Source organism: uncultured Phenylobacterium sp., from assembly GCF_902826855.1.
Lineage (GTDB): Bacteria > Pseudomonadota > Alphaproteobacteria > Caulobacterales > Caulobacteraceae > Phenylobacterium.
Map to the genome: position 1 here is coordinate 1 of NZ_CADEGK010000191.1, position 4,842 is coordinate 4,842.

5 protein-coding genes are annotated in these 4,842 nt (G+C 67.1%); 4 read left to right on the forward strand and 1 reads right to left on the reverse strand.

Going from position 1 to position 4,842, the window contains the following annotated elements:
• The 4 genes from QZV94_RS20115 to QZV94_RS20130 form a co-directional block, all read left to right on the forward strand.
• Window positions 1-324, forward strand: a 324-nt coding sequence (locus tag QZV94_RS20115; RefSeq protein ID WP_293681030.1) for a copper chaperone PCu(A)C, incomplete at its 5' end; no start/stop codon positions are given.
• Between the two features lie 84 nt (window positions 325-408).
• Window positions 409-2,472 (forward strand): M13-type metalloendopeptidase, encoded by a 2,064-nt coding sequence (locus tag QZV94_RS20120; protein WP_293681033.1) that lies wholly within the window; start codon window positions 409-411, stop codon window positions 2,470-2,472.
• A 119-nt stretch (window positions 2,473-2,591) separates the two neighbouring features.
• Window positions 2,592-2,864: an usg protein gene (locus QZV94_RS20125; RefSeq protein ID WP_293681036.1), complete on the forward strand. Its 273-nt coding sequence runs from the start codon at window positions 2,592-2,594 to the stop codon at window positions 2,862-2,864.
• Between the two features lie 51 nt (window positions 2,865-2,915).
• The gene (locus QZV94_RS20130; RefSeq protein ID WP_293681039.1) at window positions 2,916-4,547 is read left to right on the forward strand and encodes a peptide ABC transporter substrate-binding protein; all 1,632 of its coding nucleotides are present in this window, start codon (window positions 2,916-2,918) and stop codon (window positions 4,545-4,547) included.
• Between the two features lie 25 nt (window positions 4,548-4,572).
• Here QZV94_RS20130 and QZV94_RS20135 read toward each other — a convergent pair.
• Window positions 4,573-4,842: glycine zipper 2TM domain-containing protein (locus QZV94_RS20135; protein ID WP_293681042.1), on the reverse strand; the 270-nt coding region annotated here is incomplete at its 5' end.

A 4,842-nucleotide genomic window follows, 5' to 3' on the forward strand; every position in this document is an offset into this window, starting at 1 on the left:
TTCATGACCTTGGCAAACCCCGGCCCGAAAGCCGACGCCCTGGTGGCAGCGACGAGCCCCCTGGCGGGACAGGTAATGATCCACCGGTCGGTCGTGAGCGGTGGCATGGCGTCGATGAAGATGGTCCCCAACGTTCCGGTGCCCGCCCGCAGCAGTGTCACCTTCGCGCCCGGCGGGTACCACCTGATGTTCATGGGTCTGACCCGGTCGCTGAAGGCGGGCGACATCCTGCCCGCCACCCTTACCTTCGCCAGCGGCGCCAAGGTGAAGGCGGGGTTCGTCGTAGGCCTGACGCCGCCCGTCGCGCCTGCGATGAAACGCTAGGCATGCTGACAAAAATGTAACGAGCGTAACGCGCCGGGCCGGAGTCATGGTCCGGTCGAATCTCACCGAGAGAACCCTGATCCTATGAAGACCTTCCGGTTCGCCGCCTGCGCTGCGGCCGCCCTGCTTGTGGCCGGCCCCGCCGCCGCAGCCGCCGGCGTCGCGCCCGAAACCCCCGCGCAGGACCTGACCCGCGCGGCGCGCATGGGCGCCTGGGGCTTCGACCTGGCCGGCCGCAACGCCGCCATAGCGCCCGGCCAGAGCCTGTTCGGCCATGCCAACGGGACCTACATGGACAAGCTCGTGATCCCGGCGGACCGCTCCAGCTACGGGGCCTTCAACGCCCTGGACGAGCTGTCCCGCGCCCGCATGCGCGCGGTTGTCGACAGGGCCGCGGCGAACACTGCGGCCACCGGCGCTGAGGCGCAGGTCGGCGCCCTCTACCGCAGCTTCATGGATGAGAAGACCGTTGAGGCGCTGGGGACCAGGCCGCTCGCCGCCGACCTGGCCCGGGTGCGCGCCGCCAGGAGCCGTGACGACATCGCTCGGTTGATGGGCATGACCGCCAGGGGCTTCGGCCAGAGCTTTTTCAACCCGCAGGTCTACGACGACGCCAAGTCACCGCTCCAGTACGCCGTCTACCTTTCCCAGGGCGGCATCACCCTGCCCGATCGTGACTACTATCTCGAGGCGAGATTCGCGCCGCAGCGCGCGGCCTACGAGGCCTACATCGTCCAGATGCTGCGGCTGGGCGGCTGGGCTGCGCCAGAGGCCAGCGCCAAGGCGATCGTGGCCATGGAGACCGAGATCGCCAAGGTCTCCTGGGCGCAGGAACAGCGCCGCGACGCCGACAAGACCTACAATCCTTATACCATCGCCGAGCTTGAAGAGTTGGCCCCCGGCTTCAACTGGAAGGCCATGCTGGCCGGCGCCGACCTTATGGCCGCCAGACGCGTGATCGTGGCAGAGAACACCGCCTTCCCGAAGATCGCTGCAATCTACGCCCACACGGACCCGGACACGCTGAAGGCCTGGCTCGCGTTCACGACCATCGACCAGGCCGCCGGCTACCTGCCCGCGGCCTTCGTGGACGCCAAGTTCGCGTTCCGCTCAAAGACGCTGTCCGGCATCCCGGCCCAGCAGCCCCGCTGGAAGCGCGGCGTGAACCTGGTCGACGGCAACCTCGGCGAGGCTTTGGGCAAGGTCTATGTCGAGACCTACTTCCCTGCCGAGAGCAAGGCGGCCATGGAGGCGCTGGTCGGTGACCTGAAGACCGCCATGGGCGCGCGCATCCAGAAGCTCGACTGGATGAGCCCGGAGACCAAGGTCAAGGCGTCGGAGAAGCTGGCCAAGTTCAATGTCAAGATCGGCTATCCCGACAAGTGGCGCGACTATTCCAGCCTGGTGATCAAGGACGGCGACCTCTACGGCAACGTCGCGCGCGCCGCGGCCTTCGACTGGGGCTTCCGCGCCGCGCGGCTGAACCAGCCCGTGGACCGCGCCGAGTGGGAGATGACCCCGGCGACGATCAACGCCTACTACTCCGCCACCAAGAACGAGATCGTCTTCCCGGCCGCCATCCTGCAGCCGCCGTTCTTCGACCCGAAGGGCGACGCGGCGATCAACTACGGCGGCATCGGCGCGGTGATCGGCCACGAAATCATCCACGGCTTCGACGACCAGGGCCGCAAGTCGGACGGCGATGGACGGCTCACCGAATGGTGGACAAAGGCCGACGAGGAGAAGTTCAACGCCCGCGCCGAAAGCTTCGGCAAGCAATACGCCGCCACCGAGATCCTCCCCGGGGCGAAGATCAACGGCGCGCTGACCATGGGCGAGAATATCGCCGACCTGGGCGGCTTGCAGTTGGCGCTGGAGGCCTACCGCATCTCCCTGAAGGGCCAGCCGGCCCCGGTGATCGAAGGCCTCACGGGCTCCCAGCGGGTATTCCTCGGCTGGGCTCAGGTGTGGCGCGGAAAGTACCGCGACGACTACATGAAGCAGCTGCTGGTCAGCGATCCCCACTCGCCGCCCTTGGCGCGGGTGGACATTCCGGTCCGCAACATCGACGCCTTCTACGAGGCCTTCGCCGTCAAGCCCGGCGACCCGATGTACATCCCGCCCGCAGAGCGCGTGCGAATCTGGTGACCGTGGCGTTCTTCCCCGAGCGTAGCAGCAACTGCCGTAGTCGAGTGCTAAACAGCTGATTTTCAGGAACAATTCATCGGAATCATGCGTCCCTGCGCAGGTTGTCATAGCGAGGTCCCATGCAAGCCTCACCTGCGTTCGAGAAACAGATGGCCGGATATGGCCTGACCACCGCCGAGATCCTCTACCGGATGCCGGACCACCCAGCCCTGCTGCAGAGCTACCTGTGGCAGGACTACGACCTGTTCCCGGAGTTCCCGACGCTTAAGAAGTTCCTCGACTTCTGGACGCGGACCCTGGACGGGCCGCTGTTCCGGATCACGGTCGGACATCGGGCGCTGATCAAGCCCGTGGAGTTCAAGGCGGTGGGCGCCGAATTCCGCCTGGCCTGAGGCGTGGCCTCGACATCGGCGCCGTCGCGGTGGACTGATGGCGCGTCCGCCATGAGTCTCGCCTTGCGCCGCATCCTGTCACCCATCCTCGTTCTGCTTGTGGGCGTCGCAGCCCTCCTGGCGCTCGGCGCCTGTCAGGACGCGGCGCAGCGGCCCGCCTGTCCGGCCGGGCAGTCCTGCCTGGAGTACGGCAACAACAGCGAGCCGCAGACCCTGGACCCGCACAAGTCCAACCTCCTCGATGAGGCGGCGGTGATTAACGACCTGATGATGGGTCTGACCGCCGACGCCCCCGACGCCACGCCCATCCCCGGCGCCGCGACCCACTGGGAAGTCAGCGCCGACGGCCTCGTCTGGACCTTCCACCTGCGCGAGGCGAAGTGGTCGGACGGGGTCCCGGTCACGGCAGACGACTTCGTGTTCGGCCTGCGGCGCGCCCTCGATCCGAAGACCGCCTCGATCTACGCCTACCTGCTCTATGTCATCAAGGGCGGCCAGGCGGTGAGCGAGGGCAAGGCGCCGCTGTCGTCTCTGGGCGCCCGGGCGCTGGATCCACGGACCGTCCAGATCACGCTGGAACACCCCGCGCCCTACCTGCCGGAGCTCACCAAGCACCAGAGCTTCTTTCCGGCGCCCAAGCACGCCGTGGAGAAATGGGGCGAGGCGTGGGTCCAGCCGGGCCACTACGTCTCCAACGGCCCGTTCCAGCTGGTCAGCTGGAAGCTCGGCGACAAGATCACGGTGACCAAGAACCCCCACTTCTGGGACGCGGCGAAGGTCTGCCTGGACCGCATCAACTACTATCCGACCCCGGACGTGGTCTCGGCGGAGCGAAGGGTGGCCCGCGGCGAGCTGGACGTGAACACCCGCTTCCAGTCCAACCGCTTCCAGCGGCTGAAGGAGACCATGCCGGGCTATCCGCGCACCGACGTCGCGCTGGCGACGGCCTATATGAGCTTCAATACCCAGGTCGCGGCCTTCAAGGATATCCGCGTGCGCCGGGCGCTGTCGCAGGCCATCGACCGGGACTTCATCACCGCCAAGCTGCTGCGCGCCGGCCAAGTCCCGGCCTACGCTTTCGTCCCCGACACCACGGCCCATTACGTGAAGCCGGGATCGCGATTGCGCTGGGCGGACATGCCGTACCTGGAGCGCCAAGCGTCGGCAAAGGCGCTGCTGGCGCAAGCCGGCTACAGCGCCAAGCGGCCGTTGAAGGTGACCATCCTGGCCGCCAACAACACCGACACCATGCTGCTGATGGAGGCCGTGCAAGCGGACTGGCGCGCCATCGGGGTCGACGTGAAGCTGGAGCAGAACGAAGCGGGTGTCGCCTTCAACGCCTACCGCAACCGCGACTTCCAGGCGGGGTCGATGACCTGGTACGGCGACTTCAACGATCCGGTGACGTTCCTGGGCCTGCTCAAGTCCGACACCGGGGCGCAGAACTATGGAGACTACAAGAGCCCGGCCTATGACGCCTTACTGGCCGCCGCCGACCAGGAACCGGACGAGGCCAAGCGGGCCGGCATCCTCATGCGCGCCGAACAGCTGATGCTCGACGACGAGGGGATTGCGCCGATCTACTTCGTGGTGAACCGCAACCTCGTCAGCCCGAAAGTCACCGGGTGGGTCGACAACGCCCCCAACTTCCACCGCGCCCGCTGGCTGTGCCTGAAGAAGTAATCGTCGGAGGCGCGTCAGCGCCGGATCAGCGGTACTCGTAGTGGCAGCGCTTCTTCTTGGCGTTGGACTTGGCGATCTGATGGCCGGTCACCGCGCCGACGCCGGCGCCGATGAGGGCGCCTTCGGTCCGATCGCCGCGGCCGGCGACTGTGTGGCCGAGCAGCCCGCCGCCAACAGCGCCGATCACCGCGCCGTTGGTCGCCTTCTTCTTAACGTTCTTGCAGACCAGCACGCGCTTGGGCGCGGCCTCGGCCAGGATCGGCGTGGCGGCGAAGGCGAGGCTGGAGCTTGCGAT